The organism is Mesobacillus maritimus (genome assembly GCF_019749255.1).
Taxonomy (GTDB): Bacteria; Bacillota; Bacilli; order Bacillales; family Cytobacillaceae; genus Mesobacillus_B; species Mesobacillus_B maritimus_A.
Window position 1 is genome coordinate 1 of record NZ_JACWFH010000042.1, and the last position, 631, is coordinate 631.

Genomic DNA, 631 nt, shown 5'->3' on the forward strand with positions numbered 1-631 from the left:
AAATAGTCTGGTGGCGATAGCGAGAAGGTCACACCCGTTCCCATGCCGAACACGGAAGTTAAGCTTCTCAGCGCCGATGGTAGTTGGGGGTTTCCCCCTGTGAGAGTAGGACGTTGCCAGGCTTATAATAATGGAGGATTAGCTCAGCTGGGAGAGCATCTGCCTTACAAGCAGAGGGTCGGCGGTTCGATCCCGTCATCCTCCACCATTTTTTAAAAAAGTATAACTTTAATATGCCGGCCTAGCTCAATTGGTAGAGCAACTGACTTGTAATCAGTAGGTTGGGGGTTCAAGTCCTCTGGCCGGCACCACTTTTTAATTTTAGTAAAAATTATCTTACTAGTCTTGAGAGCCATTAGCTCAGTTGGTAGAGCATCTGACTTTTAATCAGAGGGTCGAAGGTTCGAGTCCTTCATGGCTCACCAAAGTTTTTTCACGCTAGTGAAAATAACTTTCCATCTTTTTCGCGCTAGCGGAAATAATCAATAATATGCGGGTGTGGCGGAATTGGCAGACGCACTAGACTTAGGATCTAGCGCCGCGAGGCGTGGGGGTTCGACTCCCTTCACCCGCACCATTTTTCGTACTAAATTAACTTTATTGCGGAAGTAGTTCAGTGGTAGAATACAAC

Annotated in this window: 4 tRNA genes and 1 rRNA gene; all 5 read left to right on the top strand. The window is 46.8% G+C overall.

The features are described 5' to 3' along the window. Positions 1 to 6 precede the first annotated feature (6 nt). The 5 genes from rrf (at position 7) to H0185_RS23275 (ending at position 577) form a co-directional block, all read left to right on the top strand. Positions 7 to 122 (top strand): 5S ribosomal RNA (gene rrf, locus H0185_RS23255). Between the two features lie 10 nt (positions 123 to 132). Then, positions 133 to 208: transfer RNA gene (locus H0185_RS23260), tRNA-Val, on the top strand. A gap of 27 nt (positions 209 to 235) precedes the next feature. Continuing rightward, positions 236 to 311: transfer RNA gene (locus H0185_RS23265), tRNA-Thr, on the top strand. A gap of 38 nt (positions 312 to 349) precedes the next feature. Continuing rightward, a tRNA-Lys gene (locus H0185_RS23270) sits at positions 350 to 425 on the top strand. Positions 426 to 492: 67 nt separating this feature from the next. Next, a tRNA-Leu gene (locus tag H0185_RS23275) sits at positions 493 to 577 on the top strand. The last annotated feature ends 54 nt before the right edge of the window (positions 578 to 631 follow it).